The organism is Glycomyces artemisiae, from assembly GCF_003002955.1.
Lineage (GTDB): Bacteria > Actinomycetota > Actinomycetes > Mycobacteriales > Micromonosporaceae > Glycomyces > Glycomyces artemisiae.
Map to the genome: position 1 here is coordinate 171,941 of NZ_PVTJ01000005.1, position 16,311 is coordinate 188,251.

16 protein-coding genes are annotated in these 16,311 nt (G+C 70.5%); 15 read left to right on the forward strand and 1 reads right to left on the reverse strand.

Translation table 11 applies throughout. The annotated features are described in order from the left end of the window. The first annotated feature begins 22 nt into the window (after positions 1-22). The 5 genes from B0I28_RS14290 to B0I28_RS14310 all read left to right on the forward strand — a co-directional run bounded on the left by B0I28_RS14290 (position 23) and on the right by B0I28_RS14310 (position 5,329). Entirely contained in the window at positions 23-631 is a 609-nt protein-coding gene (locus tag B0I28_RS14290; RefSeq protein ID WP_106364518.1) for a hypothetical protein, read from the forward strand. Between the two features lie 38 nt (positions 632-669). Further along, on the forward strand, positions 670-1,050 hold the full coding sequence (locus B0I28_RS14295) for a tetratricopeptide repeat protein (protein WP_106364519.1): 381 nt from the start codon (positions 670-672) through the stop codon (positions 1,048-1,050). 256 nt (positions 1,051-1,306) lie between these two features. Beyond that, positions 1,307-1,828: an SAV_6107 family HEPN domain-containing protein gene (locus tag B0I28_RS14300; RefSeq protein ID WP_181245789.1), complete on the forward strand. Its 522-nt coding sequence runs from the start codon at positions 1,307-1,309 to the stop codon at positions 1,826-1,828. A gap of 167 nt (positions 1,829-1,995) precedes the next feature. Then, positions 1,996-3,792: an aspartate--tRNA ligase gene (aspS, locus tag B0I28_RS14305; protein WP_106364520.1), complete on the forward strand. Its 1,797-nt coding sequence runs from the start codon at positions 1,996-1,998 to the stop codon at positions 3,790-3,792. 217 nt (positions 3,793-4,009) lie between these two features. Next, the gene (locus B0I28_RS14310) at positions 4,010-5,329 is read left to right on the forward strand and encodes a serine/threonine-protein kinase (RefSeq protein WP_146148101.1); all 1,320 of its coding nucleotides are present in this window, start codon (positions 4,010-4,012) and stop codon (positions 5,327-5,329) included. An 83-nt stretch (positions 5,330-5,412) separates the two neighbouring features. On the opposite strand, the gene B0I28_RS14315 is transcribed toward B0I28_RS14310, so the two are convergent. Further along, positions 5,413-6,477: a PQQ-dependent sugar dehydrogenase gene (locus B0I28_RS14315; RefSeq protein ID WP_245888977.1), complete on the reverse strand. Its 1,065-nt coding sequence runs from the start codon at positions 6,475-6,477 to the stop codon at positions 5,413-5,415. 211 nt (positions 6,478-6,688) lie between these two features. On the opposite strand from B0I28_RS14315, the gene B0I28_RS14320 reads away from it, so the two are divergent. From B0I28_RS14320 to B0I28_RS14365, 10 genes are all read left to right on the forward strand, one after another. Then, positions 6,689-7,555, forward strand: coding sequence for a hypothetical protein (locus B0I28_RS14320; protein ID WP_106364523.1), 867 nt, complete (start codon positions 6,689-6,691; stop codon positions 7,553-7,555). Positions 7,556-7,660: 105 nt separating this feature from the next. Continuing rightward, positions 7,661-9,067: a replication-associated recombination protein A gene (locus tag B0I28_RS14325; protein ID WP_245888978.1), complete on the forward strand. Its 1,407-nt coding sequence runs from the start codon at positions 7,661-7,663 to the stop codon at positions 9,065-9,067. After that, on the forward strand, positions 9,057-9,617 hold the full coding sequence (locus tag B0I28_RS14330) for a hypothetical protein (protein ID WP_106364525.1): 561 nt from the start codon (positions 9,057-9,059) through the stop codon (positions 9,615-9,617). The genes B0I28_RS14325 and B0I28_RS14330 overlap by 11 nt, the downstream gene beginning before the upstream one ends. A gap of 154 nt (positions 9,618-9,771) precedes the next feature. After that, the gene (locus tag B0I28_RS14335; RefSeq protein ID WP_181245790.1) at positions 9,772-10,260 is read left to right on the forward strand and encodes a DUF948 domain-containing protein; all 489 of its coding nucleotides are present in this window, start codon (positions 9,772-9,774) and stop codon (positions 10,258-10,260) included. Between the two features lie 52 nt (positions 10,261-10,312). Then, positions 10,313-10,606: a hypothetical protein gene (locus B0I28_RS14340; protein WP_106364527.1), complete on the forward strand. Its 294-nt coding sequence runs from the start codon at positions 10,313-10,315 to the stop codon at positions 10,604-10,606. A 29-nt stretch (positions 10,607-10,635) separates the two neighbouring features. Further along, entirely contained in the window at positions 10,636-13,317 is a 2,682-nt protein-coding gene (gene alaS / locus B0I28_RS14345; protein ID WP_106364528.1) for an alanine--tRNA ligase, read from the forward strand. Further along, positions 13,318-13,797, forward strand: coding sequence for a Holliday junction resolvase RuvX (gene ruvX, locus B0I28_RS14350; protein ID WP_106364529.1), 480 nt, complete (start codon positions 13,318-13,320; stop codon positions 13,795-13,797). Positions 13,798-13,805: 8 nt separating this feature from the next. Continuing rightward, complete coding sequence (locus tag B0I28_RS14355) at positions 13,806-15,074, forward strand: endolytic transglycosylase MltG (protein WP_181245791.1); 1,269 nt, start codon at positions 13,806-13,808, stop codon at positions 15,072-15,074. Then, a complete protein-coding gene (locus B0I28_RS14360; protein ID WP_106364531.1) occupies positions 15,071-15,889 on the forward strand; it encodes a shikimate dehydrogenase in 819 nt (272 codons plus the stop codon). The genes B0I28_RS14355 and B0I28_RS14360 overlap by 4 nt, the downstream gene beginning before the upstream one ends. Before the next feature lie 10 nt (positions 15,890-15,899). Then, positions 15,900-16,307, forward strand: a complete 408-nt coding sequence (locus B0I28_RS14365; protein WP_106364532.1) for a thiol-disulfide oxidoreductase DCC family protein — start codon at positions 15,900-15,902, stop codon at positions 16,305-16,307. Positions 16,308-16,311: the final 4 nt, after the last annotated feature.

Below are 16,311 nucleotides of genomic sequence, written 5' to 3' on the forward strand. Positions count from 1 at the left end.
GCCGTCTGCTACAACAAGACCCATGCGCACCCGAGTGCCCGCCGACTCCCTTGTAGGCCGGGTCATCCTCTCCACCCGGTTCCAGCCCGGCGCGGTCGTCGGCGTCGGCCTCACCGCGAGCCTCTTCATCCCCGTCTGCGTCGTCGTCGGCGGACCCGTCGTGCTCATCGCCCTGCCGCTCCTGGCGGTCACGGCCCTCGCCGACGCCTCCTACATGCTCCTGGCCGCCCGCTCCACGAGCCTGTCGCGGCGGGTCCTCGTCCTCGAACCCCTCGCCGCGCGCTGCTCCGAAGGCGCCTGGCTGCTCGCCCTGTGGCTCCTCGGCGCGCCCGGCTGGGCCGTCACCGTGACCGGCGCCCTGTGCTGGATGTACGTCCTCACCCGCATGCGCGCCCGGCAGGTCGGCCTCAACGACCTCGGCATGACCACGATGGGGGAGCGCTCGGTCCGCGAAGTGGTCGTGGCCCTGGGCCTCGGTGCGTGCGGCGTCATCGCCGTCGCCGGAGGCGGCCAGTACGCCGAGTGGACCGAAGGGGTCGTGACGATCGCGATCACCGCGTGGATGCTCCTGGCCGCGCTCGGCCTGCTCCAGCTCGTCATCGTCGTCGGCGCGGCCCTGCGCAACGACTGACCGGGAATGATCCCGCGCCCCCGGGCGTTGAGGGTCGAATGCGCTCCGACGACATCACCGACGACCAGATCGCCGCCTTCATCGACTCCGCCGCGCGCGGACGGCAGGTCCCCGAGGAGACCCAGCGCCTGCGCGACGCCGAGGAGATGCTCGCCCAGAAGGACCCGCACGCCGCCCTGAAGTTCCTGGAGCCGCTCCTGCGCGACCACCCGGAGCATCCGGACGTCATGCTCGTGGCGGCCCGCGCCTACTTCAAGTCGGCGCAGCTGAACAAGGCGCTGGCGCTCTCGGAGAAGATGGTCGAGGCCAACCCTGCCGACTTCTACGCCCGCCTGCTCCTGGGCCGCACCCTTCAGCGGATGGGACGCAACGACGAGGCGCGCGGCCACCTGCGCCTCGTGGACGAGATCACGGAGTAGCCCGCTCGGGCGGCTCCAGCGCGGCCGCCCGTGCCGGGACTGTTCGAACACCGCGTGACGCGGAAGGGAACACAATGGGCCGCGGACTGCATTGTCCGCGGCCCTTTCGCATTGCTGCGCAAGGGTTCTGCTGTCGGATGGGCGACAATCCGTAGCGATGCGCTGATTTTGTGCGAAGTTGGGGGTTGGAAATGTCGTACCCCTGTGGTTCCATATTTCTCGAACGCAAGTTCGAACAGAGGTTTAGGAGGCCACCATGGCTGCTTCCCGACCCGGAGCCACCCGATCCGCATCGACCGTGTCGACCGCCGGCACCGGCTCCTCCCCCCGACTCGTGCAGGCCGGCACCGTCTCCAACTCCCGCCTGCGCATTCCCGCCGACCAACTACCGAACCGCTCCCCGCTGCAACTGCTCGCCACCGCCCGCGCCGACCTCGACGACGCCGCCGAGCGCGTGCGCCCCGGCGAGCGCTACGCCGAGGCCCACATGGCGGCGCTGCGCGTCGCCGTCGCCGTCCTCGCCGTCCGCGCCGGGGACGCCACCGGCAGGCGCCGCCCCGGCCGCCCGTCGAGCACCTGGGAGCTCCTGCGCAACGTCGCGCCCGAGCTGGAGGAGTGGGCCTCCCACTTCGCCCGCACCGCCCGCAAGCGGGTCCTCGCCCAAGCGGGCATCCCCGACATCGTCACCCCCGAAGAGGCCGACTCCATCGTCGCCGACGCGCGGCGCTTCCTCGACGTCGTGGTCCGACTGCTTGGGTTCAGCGCTCTGGCTCGCTGAAGCGGCGTGAGGGAACGGGCTCGCTGACGGCCCGACCCCTCCGGGTGACCCCTGCCGTGCCCGGCGATATGCGCGCGACCGGTGCGCACCGGCGGTTATACGATTGGCGCTGGCGCTTGACAGGCGCCGGTGTTTCACCAGTCCAATCGCTAAGGGGTTCTGAGGCCGTGTATCGGACACACCTCGCCGGCACGCTGAGTGCCGCTGACGTCGACCAGCAAGTCACCCTCGCCGGATGGGTGGCGCGTCGCCGCGATCACGGTGGGGTGGAGTTCGTGGATCTGCGCGACGCCTCGGGCGTCGTCCAGGTCGTCTTCCGCGACTCGGAGGCCGCCGAGGCCGCCCAGAAGCTGCGCAACGAGTACTGCGTGTCGATCACCGGCACCGTCGCGCGCCGCCCCGAAGGCAACGAGAACCCGGACCTGCCGACCGGCGAGATCGAGATCAGCGCGACCGCGCTCGACGTGCTCTCCGAGTCCGCGCCGCTGCCGTTCCAAATCGACGACCACGTGGACGTCTCCGAGGACATCCGCCTGCGCCACCGCTACCTCGACCTGCGCCGCACCGGCCCCAACGACGCGATCCGCCTGCGCTCCAAGGCCAACCACATCGCGCGCAACCTCCTCGCCGAAGAGGGCTACGTCGAGGTCGAGACCCCGACCCTCACCCGCTCCACCCCCGAGGGCGCCCGCGACTTCCTCGTGCCCGCCCGCCTGCGGCCCGGCTCCTGGTACGCGCTCCCGCAGTCCCCGCAGCTGTTCAAGCAGCTCCTCATGGTCGGCGGCTTCGAGAAGTACTACCAGATCGCCCGCTGCTACCGCGACGAGGACTTCCGCGCCGACCGCCAGCCCGAGTTCACCCAGCTCGACATCGAGGCCTCGTTCGTCGACCAGGACGACGTGATCGCCCTCGGCGAGCGCATCGTCTCCGCGCTGTGGGCCGAACTCGCCGACTACGCGATCCCGACCCCGATCCAGCGGCTGACCTGGCACGACGCCATGGACCGGTACGGCTCCGACAAGCCCGACCTGCGCTTCGGCCAGGAGCTCGTCGAGCTCACCGACTACCTGCGCGGCACCGAGTTCCGCGTCTTCGCCGGCGCGATCGACGCGGGCGGCTACGTCGGCGCGGTCGTCATGCCCGGCGGCGCATCCCAGACCCGCAAGGAGCTCGACGGCTGGCAGGACTGGGCCAAGGCGCGCGGCGCCAAGGGCCTCGCCTACATCACCTTCAACGCCGAGACCGGCGAGCCGAAGGGCCCCGTCGCCAAGAACCTCTCCGAGGAGCACCTCGCCGGGCTCGCCGACGCCGTCGGCGCCAAGGCCGGGGACGCGGTCTTCTTCGCCGCCTCCGCCGACCGCCGCGAGGCCCAGGAGCTGCTCGGCGCCGCCCGCCTCGAACTCGGCAAGCGCACCGGCCTCATCGACCCCGACGCGTGGGCGTTCTGCTGGGTCGTCGACGCCCCCATGTTCGAGCGCACCGACGACGGCGGCTGGACCGCGATCCACCACCCGTTCACCTCCCCGAACCCCGAGTGGATCGACAAGTTCGAGACCGACCCGGAGCACGCGCTGACGTACGCGTACGACATCGTCTGCAACGGCAACGAGATCGCGGGCGGGTCCATCCGTATCCACGACGGCAAGGTCCAGTCCCGCGTCTTCGACGTGCTCGGCCTCACCCACGAGGACGCCAAGGAGAAGTTCGGGTTCCTTCTCGAAGGCCTCAAGTACGGCGCCCCGCCGCACGGCGGCATCGCCTTCGGCTGGGACCGCGTCTGCGCGATCCTGTCCGGCGCCGACTCGATCCGCGACGTCATCGCGTTCCCGAAGACCGGCGGCGGCTTCGACCCGCTGACCTCGGCCCCCACGCCGATCACGCCCGAACAACGCGAAGAGGCGGGCATCGACTACGTTCCGGAGACGGAAGAGGAGGAAGCGGGTACCGACCCCGTTGCCTCTTAGCCCTACGATGTCGTAGTGCGCGGCCCGAGCCGACGGCTCGGGCCGCACTCGTTTTCGGAGTGCCCGGCCGCCCCTCAGCGTTTTCCGAACTGGCAGGAGTCCTTGGGAAGTGGCCGCGGCGCGTTGACGGCTGATATATGTAACATCCGGCCGATGCAGGAGTAAGAGGAGCGGGTTCGACGTGCAGAGCGGGACCTCGGTGGCGGGGCGCTACCGATTGGACGAACGACTGGCCGCGGGCGGCATGGGGGAGGTCTGGAAGGGCACCGACACCCGGCTGGGCCGCACCGTCGCCATCAAGATCTTGCACGCCGGACTCTCCAACAGCGACAAGTTCCGCGCCCGGTTCCAGCTCGAAGCCCGCGCCGTCGCCGCGCTCCAGTCGCCCGGCATCGTCGCGCTCTACGACTACGGCGAGGAGGAGGGCGACGACGGCCTCATCTCCTACCTGGTCATGGAGCTCGTCCGCGGCCGGTCCCTCGCCGAGATCCTCCGCGACCGCGGCCCGCTCCCGCCCGCCGAGGTCATGCAGATCGTCGCCGCCGCGGCCGACGCCCTGGAGACGGCCCACCGCCACGACATCATCCACCGCGACATCAAGCCCGCGAACCTCCTCGTCGACGAGGAGACCGGCGCCGCCAAGATCGTCGACTTCGGCATCTCCGCCGCCCGCGGCGCCTCCGGCCTCACCGAGACCGGCACCGTCATGGGCACCCTCGCGTACGCCTCACCCGAGCAGCTCAACGGCGCCGAGCTGACCGGCGCCAGCGACCTCTACTCGCTCGGCATCGTCGCCTACGAGGCCCTCATGGGCCGCCCGCCGTTCGTCTCCGACACGCCCGTCGCGGTCATGAACGGCCACATGACCCAGGCCCCGCCCCCGCTCTCCCGCGACATCCCGCCCGGGGTCGCCCAGGTCGTCCTCCAGGCCCTCCAGAAGGACCCGCGCGCCCGCTACGGCTCGGCCGCCGACATGGCCCGCTCCGCCCGCGAGGGCCGCGTCGTCACCGGCGCCCTCCCCGCCGCCGGATCGACCCCGCCCGACGGCCAGCAGACCCAGTACTTCGGCTCCGACCAGACGGCCCTCCTCGGCGGCGCCATGGCCGCGGGCGCGGGCGGCGACACCGCCGCGCAGCCCACGAGCCAGCTCGGCCAGACCGAGGAGAAGAACCGCGCCACGATGTGGTTCATCATCGCGGGCATCGTCGCGGCTCTGGCCCTCATCGGCGGCCTGATCTGGTGGATCAATACCAACAACGACGATCCTTCGGGGAACATCACCGACAACACGTCCTCGCCCGCAGAGACGGTCACGACCGAGAGCGAGTCGCCGACCGAAGACGAAACGACCACCGAGGACGACGACGACACCTGGGACCGGACCACCGACGAGGAGACCTCGGAGACGCCGAGCGAGGAGCCGACCACCGAGGAACCCACAACGGAGGAGCCGACTACGGAAGAGCCCACCTCCGAGGATCCGACGTCGGAAGATCCGACCACCGAGGAGCCGACCAGCGAGGCCGCTACCGGCTGACATTCGCAGGCGCACAGCGCGGCCCGCGGATCGTGCATCCTATTTCCTATAGGATGCACGATCCGCGGGCCGCAGCGCGTTCGCTAAGCCTCGATCGGCCTGTACCGCAAGACCTTGTCGGTCCCGTTGCCGTTCGAGGTGGTCACCCACAGCCAGCCGTCCGGTCCGAGTTCGACCGTGCGGATGCGGCCGAGGGTCGACTCAAGGACCGCGACCGGTTCTCCCGCTTCGCCGTCGGCGACCGGGACCGTCCACAGGCGCTGGCCGCGCAGGGCCGCGATGTAGGCGGTGTCGCCCACGACTTCAGCGCCCGAAGGGGACGCCTCCGCGGTCGACCAGGTGGCGATCGGGTCGACGAACTCGGGCCCCCCGCCGGTGCCCTCGACCTCGGGCCAGCCGTAGTTGCCGCCTGCGACGCCGAAGTTCAGCTCGTCCCAGGTGTTCTGGCCCAGTTCCGAGAAGTACAGGTCCCCGTCGGCGTCCCAGGACAGGCCCTGGACGTTGCGGTTGCCCCACGTGTAGACCAGCGATCCCTCGAACGGGTTGTCCTCGGGCACTGAGCCGTCGGGGTTCGCCCGCAGGATCTTCCCGCCGAGGCTGTCGAGGTCCTGCGCGTTCGCGGTGTCGTTCGCGTCGCCGGTGGTGATGTACAGCTTGCCGTCGGGCCCGAACGCAAGGCGGCCGCCGTTGTGGTTGAGTGCGGAGGGGATGCCGGTGACGACCGGCTCGGGGTCGAACGATTCGAGGGTGAACCGCACGACCCGGTTGTCCTCCGCAGTGGACAGATATGCGTAGACCCAGCCGTCGGTCGCGAACGTCGGCGAGACGGCCAGGCCCAGGAGCCCGCGCTCGTCGATCGAGCTCGTGCCGCCGACGACGTCGAGCGTCCCCAGGACGGCCGGGTCGGCATCGGTGCCGATGCGCAGCACGTCGCCCGAGTTGCGTTCGGCCACAAGGCCTGAGACGCCGTCCGGGAGGAATGCGAGCCCCCAAGGGATGGTAAGGCCGGTGGCGACGGTGTCGCCGTTCGCGAAGTCGAATGCCGGGTTCTGCGCGGGGGCCTCGTCCTGCGCGGACGCCGCGGTGGCGCCCGAAGCCAGCATGATCCCGGCGAGCGCCGCGCCGATGGCGGGCAGTCTGCGTCGCATGGCTGCTCCTTCTCTCTCGTGGTGCCGGTACGGAAGCGGAGAAATCATGACATTGAGGTATTTCGATGGAATTGCCATCCTAAGCAGGTATCGCCCGTGATGTCCACCGGCAACGGTCCCGTCATGTGAACGGAGCCGTACCCCGGCGCGTTGCCCGCGTCCCTTAAGCTCAGAGCAGGAACGCAGATCCCCAGACCCCAGGAGCACACCCATGCACTCCCGCACCTCCTTGCGCCTCACCGGCGTCGTCGCCGTCGCCGCGTTCGGCCTCGGCCTCGCCGCCTGCGGCGACGGCTCCAACGACACCGCCGGAGGCGGGTCCGGCGACACCGCGGACAACGAGGCCGCCGCGGCCCTGTCCCCGCAGGAGGCCGTGCTGGCCGCCGTGACCGGGCTCGACGACGACTCCTACGTCATGGAGTCGTCCATGACCGTCAGCGGCTCCGAGTTCGTCACCATGACCACCACGGTCGACGGCGAGAACGCCAAGTCCGTGGGCGACATCTCCATGAGCGCCATGGCCGAGGCCGCCGGCGAGGAGATCGACCCGAGCATGGCCTCCCTGTTCGGCGACATGCACTCCGAGTCGATCATCGTCGGCGACACCGCCTACATGCAGTTCAGCGGCGGCATGTTCGACGGCATGGCCGAGCAGTACGGCGAGGACGCCTGGTTCACCCTCGACATGACCGAGGGCGACATGGCCGAGGTCTACGGCCAGTTCGGCGGCCTGGACCTCAAGGCCCAGACCGAGACCATGCTCAGCAGCCTGGAGAACGTCGAGGAGACCGGCGACAACACCTTCACCGGCACCCTCTCCGCCGACTCCGAGGCGCTCGCGCCCTTCGTCGAGGACATCCCCGACGCCGACGCCACCGCGCTCGAAGGCACCGAGGTGACCGTGACCCTCGACGACAACGGCCTGCTCAAGTCGATGACCATGGCCCTCCCCGAGATGGACGGCATCGTCATGGAGATGACCTCCGAGATCACCGAGATCGGCGGCTCGTACGACATCGCGGCCCCCGACACGGACAACCTCGTCCCGTTCGAGGAGTTCATGCGCTCGGGCATGTAGCCCCCGCACGCCTTGAGGGCCGCCGCACCGACCGGTGCGGCGGCCCTTTGCGCGTCCGGACGACAGCCCACAGCAACGTCTCGGTTGTGCGGTCCGCTCATGCGCATGGCTTACGCTGAAGGCGAGATGGACGCACCAGGCCTGTTCGATATCGCCCAGCCGCCCGATCCGCAGCAGTCGGGCATCCTCGGCACCGGCGCCGCCACCGGCGACGAGCCGCTCGCGGTGCGCATGCGCCCGCGCGCCCTCGACGAGCTCGTGGGCCAGGACCACCTGCTCGGCGCGGGGTCGCCGCTGCGGCAGGTCGTCGAGGGCCGCCAGCCGCTCTCGGTGATCCTGTGGGGCCCGCCCGGCTCCGGGAAGACCACGATCGCGCACCTGGTCGCCCAGTCCGGCGACCGGCGCTTCCGCGCGATGTCGGCCCTCAACTCCGGCGTCAAGGACGTGCGCGCCGCGATCGACGAGGCCCGCCGCATCCGCCGCACCGGCGGCCCCCAGACGATCCTGTTCATCGACGAGGTCCACCGCTTCACCAAGACGCAGCAGGACTCGCTCCTCGGCGCCGTCGAGGACCGCACGATCACGCTCCTGGCCGCCACCACCGAGAACCCGTACTTCTCCGTGGTCGCGCCGCTGGTCAGCCGCTGCGTGCTCCTGACACTGCGGGAGCTCGACGCCACGGACATCGGCGAGCTCGTCGACCGCGCCGTCGCCGACGAGCGCGGCCTGAACGGCGAAGTGACCCTTGAGGCCGAAGCCCGCGAGCACCTCGTGCGCACCGCCGCCGGGGACGCCCGCAAGGCCCTGACCGCCCTCGAAGCCGCGGCCCTCTCGGTCGGCGAGGACGACACCATCACCGTCGCGGTCGTCGAGGCCGCCATCGACACCGCCGCGGTCCGCTACGACCGGGACGGCGACGGCCACTACGACGTCGCCTCCGCGTTCATCAAGAGCCTCCGCGGATCCGACGTCGACGCCGCGATGCACTACCTGGCGCGCATGGTCGTCGCCGGGGAGGACCCGCGGTTCATCGCCCGCCGCTTGGTCATCTTCGCCTCGGAGGACGTCGGCATGGCCGACCCGACCGCGCTCCAGACCGCGACCGCCGCCGCGACCGCGGTCGAGCGCATCGGCATGCCCGAGGCCCGCATCAACCTCGCGCAGGCCGTCGCGCACCTTGCGACCGCCCCCAAGTCGAACGCGGTGATCACCGCGATCGACGAGGCCATTCGCGATGTGCGCCAAGGGAAGATCGGCCCGGTCCCGCCGGACCTGCGCGACGCCCACTACGGCGGCGCGAAGCACCTCGGCCACGGCGCCGCCTACGTCTACCCGCACGCCGACCCGCGCGGCGTCGTGCCGCAGCGGTACGCGCCCGACGTCGTCGCCGGACGCGACTACTACCGGCCCACCCGCCACGGCCTGGAAGGCGAGATCGGGCCCCGCCTCGACAAGCTCCGCCGCATCGTCCGCAAGGCCGACGAGGGCCGGAAGCCCGCCGATGGCGACTGACCGCCCGCCGCGGCCGGGCCGCCTCGCGGCGGCGCTGGAGGGCACCGGGGCCCGGATCGAGCGGCTGCGCATGGGCGTGATCGCGATCGGCGTCTCGGCGGTGCTGCTCGTGGCCGCGGTCCTGTTCCTCGGCCGCGCCGTCACCGTCGACCCGACCCGCCGCGCCGCCGACGAGCTCGCCGTCCCGGCGTGGGCCGCCGTGAGCGTCGCCGACGAGACGTACGGCTCGCGCTGGTGCGTGGGGGAGTGCCGGGTCCGCATGCGCACCTGGGAGTCCGAGGGGACCGTCGAGGACACGTCCCAGGTGTACTGGGAGGCCGTGCTCAACGCCGGGTGGGCCCCGGCCGAGCCGGGGACGTGCGTCGGCGGCATCGGCGAGGAGGGCTGCTATGTGCGCGACGAGCTGTACCTGGAGCTGTGGGTCGTCCCCGTCGAGTGCGACGACCGGTACGAGCTGTGCGTCGGTTCGGAAGTGACCGCGGTCGTCGCCGCCCAGGCGGCCCTGCCGCGCCTCGCGGAGGACCGCCGCGCCCTCACCGAGGCCGGATAGGCCGGGCCGCGCCCCGTTGCGTCGGATGTCCGATCCCGCAAGGTAAGGTCGTGGCTGCGTCGCTTCTACGCGAGAACCGGGTCCATTCACCAGCCGCACCGGTCGGTCAATGCTTCAGCAAGGGGGAAGAGCTGTGCCAGGCGAGACGTTGGCAGTGGAGTTCAACAATGTCGGCCTTTGGGAAGTCGCGCTGCTCATCGCCGCGGTCGCGTTCTTCATCTTCAGCCTCATGCTCGCGGTGGGCCTCATCCGGAAGCTCAACGGCACGGTCGCGCGCGTCAACGGCATCCTCGACAAGGTCGACCATGAGATCGGCCCGATCCTGCGGAACGCGAACACGACGCTCGACAACGTGAACGCCTCCCTCGTGCAGGTCGAAGGCGAACTGGAGAAGGTCTCGGCGATCACCGGGAACGCCGCCCACATCTCCTCGAACGTCGCGAACATCACGAGCCTGGTCGTCTCGGCCGTCGGCTCGCCGCTGGTGAAGGCCGCCGCGTTCGGCTTCGGCCTGCGCACGGCCGTGAAGAAGCGCAACCAGGGCTACGACGAGGACCAGGTCCGCCGCATGGTCGAGGCGTCGCGCCAGACCAAGCGCGAGGCCAAGCGGTCCGCGAAGGCCCGCCGCCGTGCAGCGAAATAGCACCGCCGCGCTTCGAAGTGACATCGTTCGTAAAACGGATTGAGGGGTCCCCGTGCTCAAGCGGATGATCTGGGTAGGCATCGGTGTCGTGGTCGGCGTCGTGGTGGTCCGCAAGATCACCAAGGCGGCGGAGTCGGTCACTCCGGGCGGGGTCGCCGAGCGGATCGGCGATGCCGGTGCTGGAATGAGGGAATCGCTCAAATCGTTCTGGGCCGACGTCTCCGAGGCCAAGCAGGCCAAGGAGGCCGAGCTGTACGAGGCGATCGAGCGCGGCGACGACATCGCGCCGCTCCTCACCGAAGAAGAAGACGAAGACGACGACCGGGCCGCGGGCCGGTTGTTCTAGCAGTAGCGAGACCTTGAAGGAGGTGCCCCATGGAGACCGCTGAAATCCGACGCCGGTTTCTGAAGTTCTTCGAGTCCAACGGCCATACGGTGGTCCCCAGCGCACCGCTCCCGGCGATCGAGGACCCGAACCTGCTGTTCATCAACGCGGGCATGGTCCAGTTCGTGCCCTACTTCCTCGGCCAGGCGAAGCCGCCGTGGGACACCGCGGCGTCGGTGCAGAAGTGCATCCGCACGCCCGACATCGACGAGGTCGGCAAGACCTCGCGCCACGGCACGTTCTTCCAGATGAACGGCAACTTCTCCTTCGGGGACTACTTCAAGGAGCAGGCGATCCGCTATGCCTGGGACCTGACCACCGGCTCGGTGGAGCAGGGCGGCCTGGGCCTGGACGGCGACCGCATCTGGGCGACGGTCTACCTCGACGACGACGAGGCGATCGACATCTGGCACAAGCAGATCGGGCTCCCGCTCGACCGCATCGTGCGCCGGGGCCAGGAAGACAACATGTGGTCCATGGGCATCCCCGGACCCTGCGGCCCCTGCTCGGAGCTGTACTACGACCGCGGGCCCGACTACGGCCCCGAGGGCGGCCCCGAGGTCGACGAGGACCGCTACCTGGAGTTCTGGAACCTCGTGTTCATGCAGCAGGAGCGCGGCGCGGGCCCTGCCAAGAAGGACTACGAGATCCTCGGCGACCTGCCGAAGAAGAACATCGACACCGGCATGGGCCTGGAGCGCATGGCGTCGATCCTCCAAGGGGTCGACAACATGTACGAGATCGACGAGGTCCGCCCGCTCATCGACAAGGCGTCGGAGCTGACGGGGAAGCGCTACGGCGTCTCCACCTCGCACACCGCCTCCGAGTCGCACCCGGACGACATCCGCTTCCGCGTCGTCGCCGACCACGTGCGGTCCGCGCTCATGCTCATCGGCGACGGCGTCGTGCCTTCCAACGAGGGCCGCGGCTACGTGCTGCGCCGCATCATGCGCCGCGCGATCCGCTCCGTGCGCCTCCTCGGCTACGACAAGCCCGCGCTGCCCGAGCTGCTCCCCGTGGCCCGCGACTGCATGAGCAAGTCCTACCCCGAGCTCGCGCAGGACTTCGAGCGCATCTCCTCCTACGCGTACGGCGAGGAGGAGGCGTTCCTGAAGACCCTCAAGCACGGCACCACCATCCTCGACACCGCGGTCGCCGAGACCAAGACCGAGGGCGGGAAGACCCTGTCCGGGTCCAAGGCGTTCGAGCTGCACGACACGTACGGCTTCCCGATCGACCTGACCCTGGAGATGGCCGAGGAGCAGGGGCTCTCGGTCGACCAGGAGGGCTTCCGCCAGCTCATGGCGGAGCAGCGCCAGCGCGCGAAGGCCGACGCGGCCGCGCGCAAGACGGGCCACGCGGACCTGTCCGCGTACTGGCAGCTCCTCCAGGACCAGGGCCCGACCGACTGGAAGGCCTACGAGACGCTGGAGACCGAGTCCCGCGTCATCGGGATCCTCTCCGAGGGCAAGCCGGTCCCGGTCGCGAAGTCCGGGCAGATCGTGGAGGTCGTGCTCGACCGGACCCCGTTCTACGCGGAGTCCGGCGGCCAGCACGCCGACGCGGGCAAGCTCACCGGCCCCAGCTTCTTCGGCGAGGTCGTGGACGTGCAGCGGCCCGTGAAGAAGCTCGTGGTCCACCAGGTGCGCGTCCTCGAAGGCGAGCTCGTCCTCGACGACCGCGTCGAGGCGACCGTGGACGCCGAATGGCGCCTCGGCGCCCGCCAGGCGCACTCGGGCACCCACGTGGTGCACGCGGCGCTGCGCGAGGTGCTCGGCCCGACCGCGCTCCAGTCCGGCTCGTTCAACCGGCCCGGCTACCTGCGCCTGGACTTCTCGTGGCGCGCGAAGCTCTCCGACGAGACCAAGAGCGAGATCGAGGAGGTCTCGAACAAGGCCGTCCGCGACGACCTGCCCGTCTCTGTCAAGTACATGAGCCTGCCCGAGGCGAAGGACTTCGGCGCGGTCGCGCTGTTCGGCGAGACCTACGACGAGACCGTCCGCGTGGTCGAGATCGGCGGCCCCTGGTCGCGCGAGCTCTGCGGTGGCACGCACGTCTCGCACTCGGCGCAGATCGGCCCGCTCGTCCTCACCGGCGAGTCCTCGGTCGGCTCCGGCCAGCGCCGCGTCGAGGCCGCGACGGGCATGGAGGCGTACCGCTACCTCGCCCGTGAACGCGACCTCGTCTCGCAGATCGCCGAGGAGATCGGTGCGCAGCGCGGCGACGTCCTCGAACGCGTCCGCGCGATCCTCCAGCGCTCCAAGGACGCCGAGCGCGAGCTGGCGGGCCTCCAGGCGAAGCTGGTGTCCGGCCGCGCGGCCGAGTTCGCGCAGAACGCCAAGCAGGTCGGGGCCGTGAAGGTCGCCGCGGTCCAGGCGCCCGAGGGCACCAAGGGCGGCGACGTGCGGAACCTCGCGATGCAGATCCGCGGGCACCTGCCCGAGGACCAGCCGGGTGTCGCGGCGGTCGTCGCGACTGCCGGCGGCAAGGCCAGCATCGTCGTGGCGGCGAACGCGGCCGCGAAGGCGCAGCACGTCTCGGCGGCGGCGCTCGTGAAGGCCGCGCTGTCCGGCAAGGGCGGCGGCAACGACGACGTCGCGCAGGGCGGCGGCGTGCCCGCCGACCAGGCCCCGCAGCTGCTGGACGCGGTCGTCCGCGCCATCGGCGCGTAGATGGAAGACGCAAGCACCGGCCCCGCACCCACCGAGTGGGTGCGGGGCCGCCGTCTCGGCATCGATCTGGGCAAGGCCCGCATCGGGGTCGCCGTGTGCGATCCGGACGGTCTCCTGGCCACTCCGGTCGCGACGGTTCGTCGCGACCTTAGAACCGCTGGTGAGCACATTCCGGCCGATATTCAAGAAATCGCCGAAACGGCCCGGGAATACGATGTGGTCGAAATCGTCGTCGGCCTACCCGTTACTCTTTCGGGTGAGGAGGGGCCGGCAGCCGCCCACACCCGAGCCTGGGTGGAACGGTTCGCCGACCACGTCTCGCCAACGCCGGTGACCCTGACCGACGAGCGCATGACGACCGCCGTCGCCACCCGCCGCCTGAACGAAGGCGGGGTGCGCGGGAAGCGGAAGCGCTCCATCGTCGACCAGGCGGCCGCGGTCGAGATCCTCCAGCAATGGTTGGACCGTCGGCGGAGGTAGGGACAAGGATGCTCGGCGATTTCAGGACCGAGGACGAGCGCTCGGCGGCACCGCGCAGCCACCGCCGCAAGGACTCCGGCAAGTCCCTGATCGCCATGACCCTGGTCGTCGCCCTCTTCGGCGTCCTCGGCGTCGGCGGCTGGTGGGCGTACAACAACATCGTCAAGGACTACTTCGTCGCCGAGGACTTCACCGGCGACGGCAACGGCAACCAGGTCATGATCACCGTCGAGTCCGGCTGGCTCGTCTCCGACATCGCCTCCGAGCTCGAAACCCAGGGCGTGGTCGCCTCCGCGAAGGCGTTCCTCAACGCCTCCGAGGACGACGGCGACTCCGGCACCACCATCCAGGCGGGCTCCTACGCCATGGAGGAGGAGATGTCCGCGGCCTCCGCGCTGGCGTTCATGACCGATCCGGCGAACCTCACGATGGACCACGTCGTCATCCCCGAAGGCAAGCGGTCCTTCGAGATCTACGAGATCCTCTCCTCCTACACCGGCGTCCCGATCGCGGACTTCGAGGCCGCCGCGCAGGACCCCGAGGCGCTCGGCGTCGACCCGATCTGGTTCGAGGGTTTCTCGGACCGGCAGGTGAAGTCCGTGGAGGGCTTCCTGTTCCCGTCGGCGTACGAGTTCGACGAGACCTGGACCGCGGAGGCCATGCTCACGGAGATGGTCAAGCGGTTCAACGAGACCATCGACGAGATCGGCTTCCTCGACAAGCTCTCCTCGATCCAGGACCCGGACCCCGACTACGACCCGAGCGCGATGGAGAACCAGACGTTCTACCCGCCCACGAACGGCGAGTTCAAGATCTACCCGTGGATGGCGCTCCAAGTCGCCTCGATCGTCCAGTCCGAGTCCGGCATCGCCACCGACGACCCGAAGATCGCCCAGGTCATGTACAACAAGATGTACCTGAACCCGTACGACCACGAGCAGACGAACTGCAACTGCTTCGAGTCCGAGGCGATCTGGAACTACGGGCGCCTGCTCAACGGCGACGACGCGATCACCTCCGGCGAGGACATCGACTGGGGCTCGGTCATGCGCGACCCCGACAACCCGTGGTCCCCCTCGGCCCCCGAGCACGCCGGGTACCTGCCGAGCGCGATCTCCAACCCCGGTGCCGCGGCGCTGGAGTCGGCGGTGGCCCCGGAGGCGGGCGACTGGCTGTTCTTCGTGACCGCCTACGAGGACGGCTCCGCGCTGTTCGCGGCGACCTACGAGGAGCACCAGGCGAACATCGAGATCGCCGAGGAGAACGGCATCCAATGATGAAGGCCGCCGTCCTCGGCAAGCCCATCGGGCACTCGCTCTCGCCGGTCATCCACAACGCGGGCTTCGCCGCGGCGGGGCTCGCCGACTGGACGTACACGCGCCACGAGTGCGACGAGTCCGGTCTCGCCGCGTTCGTCGACGGCCTCGACGAGTCGTGGGCGGGCCTCTCGCTCACCATGCCGCTCAAGGAGGTCGCGCTCGACGTCGCCACGGAGGCCACTCCGGTCGCCGAGGCGATCGGCGCCGCGAACACGCTCGTCCTGCGCGGCGGACGCCGCCTCGCCGACAACACCGACGCGCCCGGCATGGTCGACGCGCTCGCGGAGATCGGCATGAAGGAGGCCGAGGAGGTCGCCGTGCTCGGCGCGGGCGGGTCCGCGCGCGGCGCGCTCGCGGCCGCGCAGCAGCTCGGAGCGTCGTCGGTCACGGTGTACGCGCGCCGCCGGGAGGCCGTGCGCGAGCTCGAACCGGTCGCCTCGCGCCTGGGGCTACGCTTGAAGGCCGCCGACTGGGAGGACGCCGCCCGGGCCGGGCGGGCCGACCTGGTCGTCGCCACGGTCCCGAAGGGGGTCACCGACGACCTCCGGCCCGACTGGTCCGCCGACGCCGTCCTGTTCGACATCCTGTACGACCCGTGGCCGACGCCGCTGGCCGCCGGGGCCGAGGCCGAGGGCGTGCGCGTCCTCGACGGGCTCGCGCTCCTGCTCGCGCAGGCGGTGCGTCAGTGGACCCAGTTCACGGGCGTCGCGGACGCCCCGGTGGCGGCGATGCGCCGCGCACTCTACGACGCGGTCCCGTCCCGGACCGAGTGAAGGACCGACGATGCACGAAGATCACGTCTTCCTCTACGACGGCGACTGCGCGTTCTGCACCACGTCGGCGAACTTCCTGGAGAAGCACGTGCGCACGACCGCGCGCGTCGTCCCGTGGCAGTGGGCCGACCTGGTGGCGCTCGGCGTCACCCAGGAGGAGGCCGAGGCGGCCGTCATGTGGGTCGAGCTGAACTTCCAGCGCTCGGGCCCGGACGCGATCGCGGTGCTCCTGCGCCGCGCCCAGTGGTACTGGCGGCCCATCGGGTGGGCCCTGTCCCTCAAGCCCGTCTCGTGGATCGCCTGGCCCGTGTACCGGTTCATCGCGCGCAACCGGCACCGCCTGCCGGGCGGCACCGCCGCGTGCTCCCTGCCGCAGGCCGAGCGCGACCGCCTCCGCGGGCAGCAGAGCAGCGGCTGACCGC